At 43.7% G+C, this 16,606-nt stretch carries 9 protein-coding genes; all 9 read left to right on the forward strand.

Annotation, left to right across the window (positions count from 1 at the left end; translation table 11 throughout):
* Positions 1-108: 108 nt before the first annotated feature.
* The 9 genes from RDV49_RS06670 to RDV49_RS06710 all read left to right on the forward strand — a co-directional run bounded on the left by RDV49_RS06670 (position 109) and on the right by RDV49_RS06710 (position 16,467).
* Positions 109-483 (forward strand): DUF1149 family protein, encoded by a 375-nt coding sequence (locus RDV49_RS06670; protein ID WP_003001888.1) that lies wholly within the window; start codon positions 109-111, stop codon positions 481-483.
* Positions 484-486: 3 nt separating this feature from the next.
* A complete protein-coding gene (gene fakB, locus RDV49_RS06675) occupies positions 487-1,335 on the forward strand; it encodes a fatty acid kinase binding subunit FakB (RefSeq protein WP_003007460.1) in 849 nt (282 codons plus the stop codon).
* A 10-nt stretch (positions 1,336-1,345) separates the two neighbouring features.
* A complete protein-coding gene (gene dapB / locus RDV49_RS06680; protein ID WP_003007457.1) occupies positions 1,346-2,113 on the forward strand; it encodes a 4-hydroxy-tetrahydrodipicolinate reductase in 768 nt (255 codons plus the stop codon).
* Entirely contained in the window at positions 2,110-3,321 is a 1,212-nt protein-coding gene (locus tag RDV49_RS06685) for a CCA tRNA nucleotidyltransferase (protein ID WP_003007455.1), read from the forward strand. Before dapB ends, RDV49_RS06685 begins: the two co-directional genes overlap by 4 nt.
* On the forward strand, positions 3,318-5,186 hold the full coding sequence (locus tag RDV49_RS06690) for an ABC-F family ATP-binding cassette domain-containing protein (RefSeq protein WP_003007453.1): 1,869 nt from the start codon (positions 3,318-3,320) through the stop codon (positions 5,184-5,186). Before RDV49_RS06685 ends, RDV49_RS06690 begins: the two co-directional genes overlap by 4 nt.
* 9 nt (positions 5,187-5,195) lie before the next feature.
* On the forward strand, positions 5,196-5,714 hold the full coding sequence (locus RDV49_RS06695; RefSeq protein ID WP_003007452.1) for a hypothetical protein: 519 nt from the start codon (positions 5,196-5,198) through the stop codon (positions 5,712-5,714).
* 86 nt (positions 5,715-5,800) lie between these two features.
* A complete protein-coding gene (locus RDV49_RS06700) occupies positions 5,801-6,760 on the forward strand; it encodes an ROK family glucokinase (protein WP_003007450.1) in 960 nt (319 codons plus the stop codon).
* A 78-nt stretch (positions 6,761-6,838) separates the two neighbouring features.
* Positions 6,839-7,678, forward strand: a complete 840-nt coding sequence (locus RDV49_RS06705; RefSeq protein WP_003007448.1) for a thymidylate synthase — start codon at positions 6,839-6,841, stop codon at positions 7,676-7,678.
* A 203-nt stretch (positions 7,679-7,881) separates the two neighbouring features.
* Complete coding sequence (locus RDV49_RS06710) at positions 7,882-16,467, forward strand: GEVED domain-containing protein (RefSeq protein ID WP_003007446.1); 8,586 nt, start codon at positions 7,882-7,884, stop codon at positions 16,465-16,467.
* Positions 16,468-16,606 lie beyond the last annotated feature (139 nt).

Consider the following 16,606-nt stretch of genomic DNA (forward strand, 5'->3'; position numbering starts at 1 on the left):
CCTGGCCTTTTCTTCTTGTACAAGTGAAAAAATCACCTCCTTCGGCGTTGGTATCTTGAGCTGAATTATGATATAATAAGCCTATCGCATATTTTTAGGAGAATAAAAATGGATATTCAACGTGAAAAAGAATTTGTCAGCCAATACCACTATGATGCTCGTAATTTTGAGTGGGAAAAAGAAAATGGCATCCCTGAAACAAAAGTAGATGTAAACTTTCAATTAATCAATCGTGATCAAGAACAAAACACAACTTCTTTGATTGTCATCTTGAGCTACATGATCGTTTTTGACGGTTTTGTGATCAGTGGAACCATCACTCAAATCAACCACTTGTTTGGTCGTTATGTCAATGAACCAAGTGAATTCAGCAAAGACGAAGTGGAAGAATTGGCTCGCCCTTGCTTGAATATGCTCAACCGTTTGACTTATGAAGTCACAGAAATTGCCCTCGATTTACCGGGTATTAATTTGGAGTTTTAATCAATGAAATTAGCAGTGATCACGGATTCGTCTGCCTATTTACCGCAAGACGTGCTCCATCACGACGACTTATTTATTTTAGAGATCCCGATCTATATAGATGGGGAGTCTTATGTTGAAGGGAAGAACCTGACACATGATGAGTTCTACCAAAAGATGGCGGCGTCTAAGGAATTGCCAAAGACTAGCCAGCCGAGTGTTGCAGAGTTAGAAGAAGTCTTATCTGGTTTGACAGCTAAGGGCTATACGCATGCTATCGGTCTTTTCTTGTCATCTGGTATTTCTGGTTTCTACCAAAATATCCAATATTTGAAGGACGAATTTGAAGGCTTGACCGTCGAATTTCCGGACTCAAAAATCACCAGTGCTCCTCTAGGGATGATGGTAGAAGACTGCTTGAAATGGGCTGGTGAAGGCCGTTCCTTCGACGAGATTGTTGCCAATGTCCAACACCAGATTGATGGAACCTCTGCCTATATCATGGTGGATGATTTGAACCACTTGGTTAAAGGTGGTCGTCTGTCAAATGGGGCTGCCATTCTTGGGAACCTCTTGAGCATCAAGCCTATTCTTCATTTTAATGATGAAGGCGTGATTGAGGTCTTTGAGAAAGTCCGGACGGAAAAGAAAGCCATGAAACGCTTGGTAGAGATTGTTGTATCTGATATCGCAGATGGTCATTACCAAGTCTTTGTCATCCATGCCAATGTCCCTGAAAAAGCAGAAGCACTTCGCCAACTGCTCATTGAAGAAGGAGTGGAAGGTGACATTCCTTTTGCTACCTTTGGAGGAGTTATTGGGACGCACTTAGGTGACCATAGCTTAGCAGTTGGGTATATCCCCATCGTTTAAGGAGAATTCTATGTCAATTAAAGTCATTATCGCAGGTTTCAAGGGAAAAATGGGACAAGCAGCCTACAAGATGGTGTCTGAAGATCCTGAGTTAGAATTAGCTGGCTTGATCGATCCATTTACTGATGAGACAGAGGTTGCAGGAGTCCCTGTCTTTAACCGCAAAGAAGATCTTGTGGGTCTAGAGGCAGATGTTTGGGTAGATTTTACCATGCCCAAGGTCGCTTACGAAAATACTCGCTTTGCAATTGAGAATGGCTTTGCGCCTGTTGTGGGAACGACTGGATTCACTCCTGAGCAGATCCAAGAATTGACAGACCTTTCACGTGAAAAGGGCCTGGGTGGCTTGATCGCGCCGAACTTTGCCATCGGAGCCGTGCTCTTGATGCAATTTGCAGCGCAAGCAGCCAAGTATTTCCCGAATGTGGAAATCATCGAATTGCACCACGATAAGAAAAAAGATGCACCGAGTGGAACAGCGATTAAGACCGCTGAGTTGATCTCTGAGAAGCGCGAGAAGATCCAGCAAGGTGCAGCAGATGAAGAAGAGTTGATGCCTGGAGCAAGAGGTGCAGAGTTTGAAGGGATGCGCATCCATTCGGTTCGATTGCCTGGCCTAGTCGCTCACCAAGAGGTGATTTTTGGTAGCCAAGGCGAAGGGTTGACTCTCCGTCATGATTCCTATGATCGTGTTTCCTTCATGACAGGAGTAAATCTAGGAATTAAAGAAGTTGTCAAGCGTCATGAGCTTGTCTATGGTTTGGAACACTTACTATGAGATTAGAAAAGATGCCTTCTGAGTTTCAGGAGGCTTTACCAATATTAGAGAAGATTAAAGCAGCTGGTTTTGAGGCCTATTTTGTCGGGGGATCTGTCCGTGATGCCCTCTTGGATCGTCCCATTCACGATGTCGATATCGCTTCCTCCTCATACCCAGAAGAGACCAAGGCGATTTTTGATCGCACAGTAGATGTCGGTATCGAACATGGGACCGTCTTGGTCCTTGAAAATGGGCAAGAATATGAAATTACGACCTTCCGGACGGAGGATGTCTATGTCGATTATCGCCGTCCAAGCTCCGTGTCTTTTGTACGCTCACTAGAAGAAGACCTCAAGCGTCGTGATTTTACGGTGAATGCCTTTGCCTTAAATGAAAAAGGAGAAATTGTTGATCTCTTTCATGGACTAGAAGATTTAGAAAACAAGGTTCTTCGGGCGGTTGGCCTTCCAAACGAACGGTTTAACGAAGATGCGCTCCGGATCATGCGAGGCTTTCGTTTTCAGGCCAGTCTTGGCTTTGAATTAGAAGAGGCAACCTTTGATGCCATGAAGGAGTGTGCTCCATTACTTGAAAAGATTTCAGTAGAGCGCACCTTCATCGAGTTTGATAAGCTCTTACTTTCCCCATACTGGAGACAGGGATTGGAAGCCATGCTGGCCAGTGGAGCCTATCACTATCTGCCAGAGATGAAGGATCGTAAAGAAGCGATCGAGCGGTTGTTTGATATAGAGCTAGAATATACCTTTTCAACTTCTGAGCAAGCCTGGGCTGCTTTGGTCTTAGCATTAGAGATTCAAGATATTCCAAAATTCTTTAAGAAATGGAAGACCTCTAGAGACTTTGCCAAGACGGTGGAGCAGATCGTGGAGATTCTAAAGCTCCGAGAAAAAGGAAGTCTAGACAAGCGTGCCTGCTACAAGTATGAGAAACGTTTGTTGCTACTAGCTGAAGAGCTCCGTGAAGCGTATGCCTTGAGTGTGAATTATTTGGCCATAGAGCGAGTTTATGATAGCTTGACCATTCATGATAAGCATGAAGTGGTAGTCAATGGCGGTACGTTGATCAAAGACTACGGCTTTCAACCAGGTCCAGCCTTAGGAGAGATGTTGACAAAGATCGAATATGCCATTGTCGATGGGGAACTGGCCAATGAGAAAGAGGCTATCATCGCCTATATCCAGCAAGCAAAAGAGGAGGAAAAATGAGCGATTTTATTGTCGATAAATTAACCAAATCTGTCGGAGATAAGACCGTCTTTCGTGAGATTTCCTTTATCATTCACGACTTGGATCGGATCGGATTGATCGGGGTCAATGGGACTGGAAAGACCACGCTGTTAGATGTGTTGTCAGGTCGCTCTGGCTTTGATGGAGATGTGAGTCCCTTTTCTGCCAAGAGTGATTATACGATTGGCTACTTGACGCAGGAGCCAGATTTTGATGATCAAAAGACGGTTCTGGATACGGTGCTATCTAGTGATTTGCGTGAAATGCAGCTGATTCGCGATTATGAATACTTGATGGCGGATTACCGAGAAGAGAACCAAGCCCGTCTTGAAAAGGTCATGGCGGAGATGGATTCGCTTAATGCTTGGGAAATCGAGAGTCAGGTCAAGACAGTTCTTTCAAAGCTTGGAATTGAAGACTTGAACGCCAGAGTTGGGGATCTATCTGGGGGCTTGCGTCGTCGGGTGCAACTGGCCCAAGTTTTGCTGTCACATCACGACCTGCTCTTACTAGATGAGCCGACCAACCACCTGGACATTGATACCATCGAATGGTTGACCAATTTCTTGAAGAACTCTAAGAAAACCGTGCTCTTCATTACTCACGATCGCTATTTCTTGGACAATATCTCGACTCGAATCTTTGAGTTGGATCGAGGTGGCTTGATCGAGTATCAGGGCAACTACCAGGATTATGTCCGCTTAAAGGCTGAGCAAGATGAGCGTGATGCAGCCCTTCTTCATAAGAAGCAGCAACTCTATAAGCAGGAGTTGACCTGGATGCGGCGTCAACCCCAGGCGCGTGCGACCAAGCAACAAGCACGGATCAATCGATTCCATGATCTCAAGCAAGACTTGTCTGGTCAAAGCAACCAGACGGATTTGGAGATGAACTTTGAGACTAGCCGGATCGGAAAGAAAGTCATCGAGTTTAAAGATGTGAGTTTTGCTTTTGAAAACAAGACGATTTTACAGGACTTTAACCTCTTGGTGCAAAATAAGGACCGCATTGGGATCGTTGGGGATAATGGTGTCGGCAAGTCCACCTTACTCAATTTGATCGCTGAGCGACTACAGCCACAGTCTGGGCAAGTCATCATCGGGGAAACCGTCCGAGTGGCTTATTTCTCACAACAGATTGATGGGTTGGATGAGAGTAAGCGCGTGATTAATTTTCTCCAGGAAGTTGCCGAGGAAGTGAAGACGACTGTCGGAACAACTTCGATCGCAGATCTCTTGGAGCAATTTCTCTTCCCACGTTCCATGCACGGAACCTTGATCGAAAAACTCTCCGGTGGTGAGAAGAAGCGCCTCTTTCTTTTAAAACTCTTGATTGAAAAACCCAATGTGCTTCTTCTCGATGAGCCAACCAATGACTTGGATATCGCTACCTTGACGGTTTTGGAAAACTTTCTTCAAAACTTTGGAGGGCCAGTCATTACCGTTAGCCATGATCGCTATTTCCTAGACAAGGTCGCAAGCAAGATCCTGGCTTTTGAAAATGGGGGCATTCGTGAGTTCTTTGGCAATTATACGGATTACCTGGATGAAAAAGCCTTTGAAGCAGCTCAAGTAACGGCCAGTCACAAGGTTGAAAAAGAGAAACCTGTTAAGCCAAAAGAAGAGAAGAAACGCATGAGCTACAAGGAGAAGCAGGAGTGGGCAAGCATTGAAGCAGATATCGAAGCCATTGAAAATCGGATTGCAGAGATTGAAGTGGAGATGAATGAAAACGGCTCTGACTTTGGCAAATTGTCAGCTCTTCAAAAGGAATTGGATCAGGAAAATGAGCGACTACTTGAGAAGTACGATCGCTATGAATATCTGAGCGAATTAGATGAATAAGGAGGCCCTATGAATCAATTGAACCGGATATCCCTTGGGATTTCAGCCACTATTTTTACCATTATCGGTATCGTCTTGTTTATCAATCCAATTGAGCACATTGGCTCGTTTAGCTGGTTGATATCTTGTGGCTTCTTTTTAATCTCCCTTTCGCGTTTTTCACGCTATTACCGATTGCGTCAGGCTGGTATAATTCAGCAGCAACAGCTCTTTCACAGTATGGTCGCCTTGGTTTTTGCGGTCTACTTACTGCTTTATGGCTACAAGACCTTGCCGATTGTCTTTCCAGTCACTTTAGGAATTTGGCTGATCTATCGTTCGATTTTAAACTTCCGAAAAGCTAATTTCTACTCGAGGAAGGTTGAGGAACTGTCTAAGCGTTATATTTTCTTTGCCTTGCTACAGCTCTTCGTCGGCTTATTCTTAATCGTTAGTCCGCTTTCGATTAGCGTCTTTCTATTAAATATTATTGGTTTGATTTTCCTCATTTTAGGATTTCAATCCTTTAGTCTCTTGTTAAAAAGTTAAGAAAAGTTACGTGCAAACCTTTGCGTTTGATAAAAAGTCTGATATAATAGATCTGTAAGTGTTTACAAGTTTGAAAGGAGTTACAGATGTCTAAAAAAATTATTGGGATTGACCTTGGTGGAACTTCAATTAAGTTTGCCATCCTTACTTTGGATGGGGAAGTTCAAGAAAAATGGTCTATTAAAACAAATATCTTGGATGAAGGTAGCCATATCGTAGATGATATGATCGAATCCATCGCGCATCGCTTGAAAATGCTTGGGCTGGATGCTTCTGAGTTCCAAGGAATTGGAATGGGATCACCTGGTGTCGTTGACCGTGAAAAAGGTACCGTTATCGGGGCCTACAACTTGAACTGGAAGACCCTTCAACCAGTCAAAGAAAAGATCGAAAGTGCCCTTCATATTCCATTCTTTATCGATAATGATGCCAACGTTGCTGCTTTGGGTGAACGTTGGAAAGGGGCTGGTGAAAACCAACCAGACGTTGTCTTCATGACACTTGGAACAGGTGTCGGCGGTGGGATCGTCGCTGAAGGTCGTCTCCTGCACGGTGTACGTGGAGCTGCTGGTGAGCTTGGTCACATTACTGTTGACTTTGATGATCCAATCCAATGTACCTGTGGTAAGAAAGGTTGTCTTGAAACGGTTGCCTCAGCAACTGGGATCGTTAACTTGACTCGTCGTTACGCCGATGAGTACGAAGGAGACGCTCAATTGAAAGTCTTGATCGACAACGGAGAAGAAGTAACAGCTAAAACGGTCTTTGACCTAGCAAAAGAAGGCGATGCTCTTGCTTTGATCGTCTACAAGAACTTCTCACGTTACCTTGGACTTGCTGCAGCCAATATTGGTTCAACCTTGAACCCGTCTAAGATCGTTATCGGTGGTGGGGTATCCGCTGCTGGAGACTTCCTCTTGGATGGTGTGCGCAAGGTCTTTGAAGAAAACTCATTCCCACAAGTGCGTGAATCAACACAATTGGCGCTTGCTACATTGGGAAATGATGCTGGTGTCATTGGTGCCGCATCTCTTGTATTACAATAAGATTAAAAGGAGATTTGCCTCTCCTTTTTTCTATGTCTTATGATATAATGAAGGCAATAGTAGATTCAAGGAGGATATATGACAAAAGCAGATACGATTTTTAAAGAGTATATTCGGAAAATCATGGAAGAAGGGGTTTGGTCGGAACAGGCCCGTCCTAAATACAAGGATGGTAGAACGGCCAACTCCAAATACATCACGGGAGCCTTTATGGAGTTTGATCTTGCAAAAGGCGAGTTCCCTATTACAACCCTTCGTCCGATCGCTATTAAATCCGCCATCAAAGAGATGCTCTGGATTTACCAAGACCAGTCCAATCGTTTAGATGTTTTAGAAGACAAGTACAATGTCCACTATTGGAATGACTGGGAAGTAGGGAATAGCCGGACCATCGGGCAGCGCTATGGTGCAGTGGTCAAAAAGCATGACATTACCAATAAAATTCTCAAGCAATTAGAAGATAATCCCTGGAATCGTCGCAATATTATCTCGCTTTGGGATTATGAAGCCTTTGAGGAGACAGAAGGTCTCTTGCCATGTGCTTTTCAGACTATGTTTGACGTGAGGCGCGTGGATGGAGAAATCTATCTAGATGCGACCTTGACCCAACGTTCCAACGATATGTTGGTGGCCCACCATATTAATGCTATGCAGTATGTAGCGCTACAGATGATGATTGCCAAACACTTTGGCTGGAAGGTCGGAAAATTCTTTTACTTTATTAATAATCTTCATATTTATGATAATCAATTTGAACAAGCAGAAGAATTGCTCCGTCGCGAGCCCTCTGATTGTCAACCGCACTTGGTTTTGAATGTGCCAGACGGGACCAATTTCTTTGACATCAAACCAGAAGATTTTGAACTGGTTGATTACGATCCAGTGAAGCCACAATTAAAGTTCGATCTTGCGATTTAGTGATAAAATCAAGGTTTTTCAAGCCCTTTATTTAATAGGGAAATAGTTTTAAATTTAAAACGAATAAAACTAAAAATTTTTACTCATTTTTGAGACAAATTGCTTTGAATAACGTTCGGCTTTTGTTAAAATAGATAAGGTTTGGAAAAACTATCCAATAAAAAAAGAAAGTTAAACTATAGATAAAAATGGAGGTCCATTAGATGGGGAAAGACTTATTTAATGATCGTATTAGCAGATTCTCAATTCGTAAACTGAATGTGGGCGTTTGCTCAGTACTTTTGGGAACACTTGTTATGGTTGGTACAGCAGCAAGTGCAGCCGCAGAAGAAAAGACAGATACGACGAGTGAAAATGTAGCAGCTGTTACGGCAGCATCAGAGGCGCCTGAAGCGTCAACAGCTACAGCAACTTCAGCAGCATCAACTGCTGAAACTACTAGTACAGCAGCGACAACCTATGAAGCAAGCCCAGCTGTTACGGCAGCCGCAACTTCAACAGCGCCTGCTTCAACAAGTCAAGCAAGTAGCACAAGCACAGCTGCATCTGCAACATCATCTGCTCCTGCAACATCAACAACTTCGGAAAAACCAAGCTTAGAAGTTGCTCCACCAGCAAACAAGGCAGCAGAAGCAGCTTCAACCACTACAAATAAGAAGGAAGAAATTGCGGCAGGCGTGGAAGCACCTGCAACTGAAACTCCTGCTGTGACGGCAGAAACATCTGGTGGTAAACGTCGTACTCGCCGTGCGATCGGTGATCCTAATGACGAAAGCTTGATTGGGGATGATGTTGAAGATGCAACTTCAACTCCAAAAGTTGAAAAACCTGGCTTTACAACAAATGTTGATGCCAAATCTATGGCTAGCCAAATCTCATGGTTGGACTTTGGAGATGTAGCTAACTGGAGAGGAACTACTACAGTATTAGTTCCTAAAAGTGAAGTTAAACCAACTGAGAACTTAGAAGAAAAATTGGCTCTTCAAGTTGGGTCTACCTATACCAAGGAAATCATGCCTGGTTATGTAGTTACTGTAAAAGTCAAATCCTTGAAACCTTTCCAAGCGACTGAAATCTATAAGAAACGGATGGAAAATCAAGGGGCTACAGAAGCTGAAAAAGCAACCTATGATCCAAATGCAAAAAATGGTTATGTAAGTGGAGTCACTTCAAATGCTGCTAAGCAAGCTTTTAACAATGGTGAAGAAGCCAAAATCGTCGCTGATGCCCAAAATAATTGGACTGAAATCAGATTTGAGAATATTGATACGAAAACCAAGAAGACTACCATAAGTTCAGCTTTGAATGGTGGAAATATTGGAGTTCAGTTTGAAATCTCTGCAACCTTCCGTGGCAAGACAGTTAAGCCAGCTATTGTTATGGCCGATGGGGAGTCTGCTAACCCAGGTGAATTAGTTATGTTTACTACCAATGGAGAAGGTTGGCAGCATATTGGAGAATGGAAAAAGTTTACCAGACCAAAAACTTCTGTAACTTATGAACCACAAGATACTGAAAATCTTTTTGGACCTAATCCTAAATTTAATAATACCAACTTAAACCAACTTCGTAGATCTACTGAAGTTGGACCAGAAAAGAAACCAGTAGCTTGGAAATACTTTGGAAATCCTGACAAAGTTACCGGTGGTTTAGGAACCGGTATCTTTGGACCAAACATTTCTGAAGGAAATAGAACGGTTCCAATCGTAATGACGCGCGGAGCATCTGAAGTGGGACTTTACATCGCTTCAGGTGGTAAACAGTCTGCTATGCTAGGATTCTTCCCACTTGATGAAGGGGATGCTCCTGAGTCATACGGTAAGGCAGTTCATACCATTGCAACTGTAGATGGCGTTACTGGAGCTAAAGTAAATCAACCGTATCTTGGTAACGTGAGCCCGGATATGGATGAGAATACGACTCTCGACTGGTTCGGTGATGATAAGGCAACTACGGCCGATGAAGGAATTAACCAATTGCTTCCAGATGAGCTTAAAGGTACAACCAATGAGATGATCAAGATGGACCGTACACGCCCAGGTAACTACAAGCTGTCAGTTCAAGCTCATACAGATGGAGCTTCAGAAGCACATATCTATGGTTGGGTAGACTTTAACCAAAATGGTAAATTCGATGAGGATGAACGCTCAAATCTCGCTACAATCACACAAGATGGCACTGTTGAGTTGACCTTTGCAAACAGCAAGACTTACGTCGACCCAAGCGTTAACGAGCTTGGTGCTCGTGTTCGTATCGCTAAGAAAGCGAACGAGATCGAAAGCCCAACTGGCATGGCCTTCTCAGGGGAAGTAGAAGACTTCAAGACTCAAATCACCCACCCACCAAAAGGGGAATTCAAGGAAACTTCTGGTCCTCAAGCTACTAAACAAACAGCAACTGTAACCTTTACAGCACGTGGAGAGCACAAGTATGAACCTAACTCTCATGCAGTCATCGACGAGACAGTAGAACCATACATCGTTGATAAAGATGGCAACCGCGCAACTCTTGATGCAGATGGTTACTATGTAGTACCAGGTCAAGGGAAGTACAAGATTACTGCCAACGGTAAAGATGTAGACGTTGAATTTATCCCTGAAGATAACTTCCTTGGAACAGCTGATGGTATTTCTATCCGTCGTTCAGATAACAACGGTTACGATACTGGTTGGTCAACCAAATTCCCAGACCAAGAACCAAACATTAATGGTCAGTTGAATACTATGGATGGTCAATACGTTCCAACAGTCACTCCAATTGAAATTGAAGGGGTTGACAAAACTTCGACTGATGTTCAAGGGGCAACTCAAAAAGAAACACCTACCTTTAATACAACTGCTACTAACTTAAATGGTGATAAGATTTCGATCACTCCAAGTGCAGAATACCCAGCCAAGTTGGTAGACCCAGCTACAGGTCGCACGACTGATGAGCCATCTGTAACAGTTGAAGGGGAAGGAACTTACACTATCAATCCTACAACTGGTGAAGTAACCTTCACTCCAGAACCAAGCTTTACTGGTACTGCCAAAGGTGTGGAAGTTACATTATCAGCGCCAGTTGGACGCAATAAAAATGGTAAGGTTCAAGAGGAGTACATCAAGACTGCTACAGCTAAATACACACCAACTGTTACTCCAATCACAGTGACTCCTACAGATAAGGTTTCTGCGGATGTACAAAATGTTCCTCAAACCCAAACACCAACCTTTGATTTGAGTAGCGACAAGACTGCCCAAATCACTAGCAAGAAATTGGTGGATCCGGCAACTGGTCAACCGACTGATGAAACAACTGTGACAGTAGCAGGTGAAGGAACATATACAATCGATCCTACTACAGGCGCAGTGACCTTCACACCTGAAAAAGACTTTGTGGGAACTGCAACTGGTGTGACCGTTCAAGCGACTGCGACGATTACCAATGCAGACGGTAAGACAGCAACCATCACATCTGATGCAACTTACACACCAACGGTTGTAGCAGCTGTTCCAACAGCAAGCCCTGCAACTTCAAAAGATATCCAAGGTGCTACTCAAACAGGTACACCAACCTTTGCAGGAAAAACTGTTCAAGTAAATGGTGAAGATAAAGCTATTACGATTAAAGAAAATAGCTATACGCTTTTGGATAATGATGGCAATGAAGTGACAAGTACGCCAGCTTATGCTGCTGATGGTACGACTGAAATCGGTACTTACTCAATCGATCCTACAACTGGTCAAGTGACCTTTACTCCATCAGACAAGTCATACACTGGCGCAGTCACACCAGCCAAAGTTCAAGCTGAAAGCTCAAACGGTATCAAGGTGGATACAACCTACACACCTGAAATCGTTCCAGTAACACCAACAGCTACACCAGCTGAAACAGAAGATATCCAAGGTGCTACACAAACTGGTAAACCTGAATTCAAGGGTGGAACAGTGACTGTTGATGGTGTTGAGAAGACTGTTGAAATCAATGAAGACGTTCCAGCAAAATTCGACGACGGCTCAACAACTAAGACCGTTGAAGGTGTTGGTACTTACACAGTAGCATCAGATGGAACTGTGACATTTGTTCCTGAGAAATCATTTGTCGGAACTGCACCAGCCGTGACCGTTGTCCGCGAAGATAAGAACGGAAGCAAAGCTTCTGCAACATACACACCAACTGTATTACCTGTGACTCCAACTGCAACTCCAGCAGAAACAACTGACATTCAAGGTGCAACTCAAAAAGGTAAACCTGAATTCAAGGGTGGAACCGTAACAGTTGATGGCGTTGAGAAAACAGTAGAAATCAATGAAGATGTTCCAGCAACATTTGACGATGGTTCAACTACCAAGACAGTAGAAGGCGTTGGTACTTACACAGTAGCAGCAGACGGAACTGTAACCTTTGTCCCTGAGAAATCATTCACAGGTAAAGCACCAGCCGTAACTGTTGTTCGTGAAGATAAGAATGGAACTAAAGCTTCTGCAACGTACACACCAACTGTAACTCCAGTAACACCTACTGCGACACCAGCTGAAACAACTGATATCCAAGGTGCTACACAAACTGGTAAGCCTGTATTTACTGAAGGCGACAGCCGCGTGCCAATGAACGATGATGTTCCAGCAACATTTGACGATGGCTCAACTACCAAGACAGTTGATGGCGTTGGTACTTACACAGTAGCAGCAGACGGAACTGTAACCTTTGTTCCTGAAAAATCATTCACAGGTAAAGCACCTGCCGTAACGGTTGTTCGTGAAGATAAGAACGGAACCAAAGCTTCTGCAACTTATACACCAACTGTAACTCCTGTCACACCGACAGCGACACCAGTTGAAACAACAGGTAAGCAAGGTCAAACCCAAACAGGTAAGCCTGTATTTACTGAAGGCAACAGCCGTGTGCCAATGAACGATGATGTTCCAGCAACCTTCGATGATGGTTCAACAACTAAGACAGTTGATGGCGTTGGTACTTACACAGTAGCAGCAGACGGAACTGTAACCTTTGTTCCTGAAAAATCATTCACAGGTAAAGCACCAGCCGTAACAGTTGTTCGTGAAGATAAGAACGGAACTAAAGCTTCTGCAACATACACACCAACTGTAACTCCAGTAACTCCAACTGCAACACCAGCTGAATCTACTGGACCTCAAGGTCTTGTTCAAACTGGCACTGTAACCTTCACTGAAGGTGATGAAGTAGCTCCAATTAACAAGGATTCGATTACTCTTCTTGATGAAAATGGTCAACCAGCAGCATCAGTAGAAGCGAAATCACCAGCAGGTGATGTGATCGGTACATACACAGTTGATAAAGATACAGGTGTAGTTACTTTCACACCAACAGATAAATCTTATTCAGGGGATGTTGTCCCAGTTAAGGTTCAAGCAGCTGATGCAAATGGAACTACAGTTGAAACAACTTATACACCGAAGATTACTCCGGTTGTTCCAACTTCTGAAGATGCTACATCGACAGATATTCAAGGTCAAACACAATCTGGTAAACCAACCTTCACGGAAGGCAATCCAAATGTTCCAATCGATGAAGATACTCCAGCTACCTTCGAAGATGGCTCAACCACTAAGACAGTAGATGGTGAAGGAACATATACTGTTGCTCCAGATGGAACCGTAACCTTCGTACCAGAAAAATCATTCACTGGAACTGCTACAGGCGTAACAGTGAAACGCGTGGACAAGAACGGTACTGAAATCACAGCTAAGTACACACCAACTGTGACACCAGTAACACCAACAGCAACACCAGCTGAATCAACAGATATCCAAGGTGCAACTCAAACTGGTAAACCTAAATTCACCGAAGGTGACAGCCGTGTACCTATGAACGATGATGTTCCAGCAACCTTCGATGATGGATCAACTACGAAGACTGTAGATGGTGTTGGTACATACACGGTAGCAGCAGACGGTACAGTAACCTTTGTACCAGAAAAATCATTCGTTGGAACTGCACCAGCCGTAACAGTGGTTCGTGAAGATAAGAACGGAACAAAAGCTTCTGCGACTTATACACCAACCGTAACACCAGTTACACCAACTGCAGAAGATACAACATCTACTGACAAACAAGGTCAAACGCAAACAGGTACACCAACCTTCACACCAGGTAATCCAAATGTTCCAATGGATGATGATACACCTGCAACATTTGAAGATGGCTCAACAACCAAGACTATTCCTGGTGAAGGAACTTACACTGTTGCTCCAGACGGAACCGTAACCTTTGTTCCAGAAAAATCATTCACAGGAGAAGGTACAGGCGTAACGGTGAAACGTGTCGATAAGAACGGTACTCCAGTTACTGCTAAGTACACACCAACTGTGACACCGGTAACACCAACAGCAAGTCCAGCTGAATCAGAAGCTCCTCAAGGTGTGGTTCAAACTGGAACTGTAACCTTCACTGAAGGTGACCCAGTTGCACCAATCGACAAGGATACCATTACTCTTCTAGACGAAAATGGTCAGCCAGCAGAATCTGTAGTTGCTAAATCACCAGCAGGTGATGTGATCGGTACCTTCACTGTTGATAAAGAAACAGGTGTTGTGACCTTCACACCAACGGATAAATCTTACTCAGGTGATGTTGTTCCAGTTAAGGTTCAAGGTAAAGATACAAACGGAACAGTTGCTGAGACAACTTACACACCGAAGATCACTCCAGTTGTACCAACTGCTGATCCTGCAACATCGACAGATATCCAAGGTAAAACACAAACAGGTACACCAAGCTTCACACCTGGTAACCCTGCAATCCCAATGGATGATGATGTACCAGCTACCTTTGAAGATGGTTCAACAACAAAAGTTATTCCAGGAGAAGGAACTTACACAGTTGCTCCGGACGGAACCGTAACCTTCGTACCAGAAAAATCATTCACAGGAACAGGTACAGGCGTAACAGTGAAACGTGTTGATAAGAACGGTACTCCAGTTACTGCAACTTACACACCAACTGTAACACCTGTTACACCAACTGCAACTTCAGCAGTATCTACTGATGTGCAAGGTGCAACACAAACTGGTAAACCTGTATTTACTGAAGGTGACAGCAGTGTACCAATGAACGATGATGTTCCAGCAACATTTGACGATGGTTCAACTACGAAGACAGTTGAAGGTGTTGGTACTTATACTGTAGCCCCAGACGGAACAGTGACATTTGTACCTGAAAAATCATTCGTCGGAACTGCACCAGCTGTAACTGTGGTTCGTGAAGATAAGAACGGAACAAAAGCTTCCGCAACTTACACACCAACCGTAACGCCTGTTACACCAACTGCAAGTCCAGCAGTATCTACTGATGTGCAAGGTGCAACTCAAACAGGTAAACCTGTATTTACTGAAGGCGACAGCCGTGTACCAATGAACGACGATGTTCCAGCAACATTTGACGATGGTTCAACTACGAAGACAGTTGAAGGTGTTGGTACTTACACAGTAGCCCCAGACGGAACAGTGACATTTGTACCAGAGAAATCATTTGTTGGAACTGCACCAGCAGTGACAGTGGTTCGTGAAGATAAGAACGGAACAAAAGCTTCCGCAACTTACACACCAACCGTAACGCCTGTTACACCAACAGCTGATCCTGCAACATCTACAGATATCCAAGGTCAAACCCAAACAGGTAAACCAAGCTTCACGCCTGGTAACCCAAGTGTACCAATGGATGATGATGTGCCTGCAACCTTTGAAGATGGATCAACAACAAAAGTTATTCCAGGAGAAGGAACTTACACCGTTTCTCCAGACGGAACCGTAACCTTTGTACCAGAAAAATCATTCACAGGAACAGGTACAGGCGTAACCGTGAAACGTGTTGATAAGAACGGTACACCAATAACCGCTACTTACACACCAACAGTAACACCAGTTACACCAACTGCAGAATCAGTTACTTCAATTGGTAAGAAGGGTCAAACCCAAACAGGCAAACCAACCTTCACAGAAGGTGATAGCCGTGTACCAATGAATGACAAAGTTCCAGCAACATTTGAAGATGGTTCAACTACGAAGACAATTCCAGGTGTTGGTACATACACTGTAGCAGCAGACGGAACCGTAACCTTCACACCAGAACCTGAATTCACTGGAACTGCACCAGCTGTAACAGTGGTTCGCGAAGATGTGAACGGAACCAAAGCTTCTGCAACTTACACACCAACTGTCCTTCCAATCACTAAGTTTGTTGATAAAGAAGGTAAGGAAATCCCAGGATATCCTGCAGTTGATGGAGAAGAACCAAAAGCTGAAATTCCAGGTTACCGCTTTGTGGAAACGAAGAAATTGCCTAATGGTGATACTGAACACGTCTATGAAAAAGTTACAACTTCATACGTAGATGAAAATGGGGATCCTATCCCAGGTAACCCTACAGAAGATGGGGAACAACCGAAGAAGGATATCCCAGGTTATGACTTCGTGAAGACTGTTGTAGATAAAGATGGAAACACTCAACATATCTACAAGAAGACTGTGACACCAACTCCAATGCCGGATCCAACTCCGACACCAGAGCCACAGCCACAGCCACAGCCTACTCCACAACCGCAACCAATACCAGAACCACAACCTACTCCACAACCAAAACCAGAAGAACCAACGATTCCTGTCGTTCCAGAAACGAAAGAAGAAGTGAAGTATATTGATCCACAAAATCCTACTGCACAACTTCCAAACACAGGAACAAAAGAATCTTCTACTGCTGGTCTTGCAATCTTTAGTGCTTTAGCAGGTCTCTCATTATTCGGATTTGCAAAACGCAAAAAAGAAGACTAAGCTAACTTGTGGCTAAGAAAAACCGCGAAAATCTCGCGGTTTTTTCTGTTTGTATTTAAAAAAATATCCTACAAACTAGATAGTTGAAATCAGTCTTTTATAAGAAAATTTGATAAAATAGAAGTATCAGTGTAAAGGA

It is taken from the genome of Streptococcus parasanguinis, assembly GCF_031582885.1.
GTDB classification, from domain to species: domain Bacteria; phylum Bacillota; class Bacilli; order Lactobacillales; family Streptococcaceae; genus Streptococcus; species Streptococcus parasanguinis_M.

What these genes read in the sequence shown, in the direction of transcription:
- RDV49_RS06670 (WP_003001888.1), top strand. Translation starts at nt 109, where the DNA reads ATGGATATTCAACGTGAAAAAGAATTTGTCAGCCAATACCACTATGAT.
- fakB (WP_003007460.1), top strand. Translation starts at nt 487, where the DNA reads ATGAAATTAGCAGTGATCACGGATTCGTCTGCCTATTTACCGCAAGAC.
- dapB (WP_003007457.1), top strand. Translation starts at nt 1,346, where the DNA reads ATGTCAATTAAAGTCATTATCGCAGGTTTCAAGGGAAAAATGGGACAA.
- RDV49_RS06685 (WP_003007455.1), top strand. Translation starts at nt 2,110, where the DNA reads ATGAGATTAGAAAAGATGCCTTCTGAGTTTCAGGAGGCTTTACCAATA.
- RDV49_RS06690 (WP_003007453.1), top strand. Translation starts at nt 3,318, where the DNA reads ATGAGCGATTTTATTGTCGATAAATTAACCAAATCTGTCGGAGATAAG.
- RDV49_RS06695 (WP_003007452.1), top strand. Translation starts at nt 5,196, where the DNA reads ATGAATCAATTGAACCGGATATCCCTTGGGATTTCAGCCACTATTTTT.
- RDV49_RS06700 (WP_003007450.1), top strand. Translation starts at nt 5,801, where the DNA reads ATGTCTAAAAAAATTATTGGGATTGACCTTGGTGGAACTTCAATTAAG.
- RDV49_RS06705 (WP_003007448.1), top strand. Translation starts at nt 6,839, where the DNA reads ATGACAAAAGCAGATACGATTTTTAAAGAGTATATTCGGAAAATCATG.
- RDV49_RS06710 (WP_003007446.1), top strand. Translation starts at nt 7,882, where the DNA reads ATGGGGAAAGACTTATTTAATGATCGTATTAGCAGATTCTCAATTCGT.